The 360-nt window shown below is 68.1% G+C and carries 1 protein-coding gene; it reads right to left on the minus strand.

Annotation, left to right across the window (positions count from 1 at the left end):
* On the minus strand, positions 1 to 360 hold a 360-nt coding region (locus EOB49_RS38360), incomplete at both ends, for a tetratricopeptide repeat protein (RefSeq protein ID WP_348630293.1).

Consider the following 360-nt stretch of genomic DNA (forward strand, 5'->3'; position numbering starts at 1 on the left):
ATCGTTGCGCGGGCGCGCGGAACGTTGCCCTGCCATATCGCCAGGCGGACCTTGCCGAGGCGGGCGTCGAGAAGGCCGGGCTTGATGGCCAGCGCCTGGTCGAAGAAATGCCCGGCCTCGTCGAATTTCTGTTGGGAGCCCGCCACGAGACCCATGGCGACCAGGATGTCGGTGTTTTTAGGCGCCAGGCCGAGCGCGCGGCGATAGGCGTTCTCCGCCTCGGGCAATTGTCCCGCCGCTCGCAATCTCTGGCCCTTCTCCATCAGGCCGGCGACAGGATCCGGCCGCGGCGGGCGCAGCTTCTTCCTCGCGGTCGCAGGCTTCTGCTTGCTGCTGTCGGCCTGCTGGGCCTTGCGGATG

The sequence above is a fragment of the Mesorhizobium sp. M7A.F.Ca.MR.148.00.0.0 genome, from assembly GCF_003997735.1.
GTDB lineage: Bacteria > Pseudomonadota > Alphaproteobacteria > Rhizobiales > Rhizobiaceae > Mesorhizobium.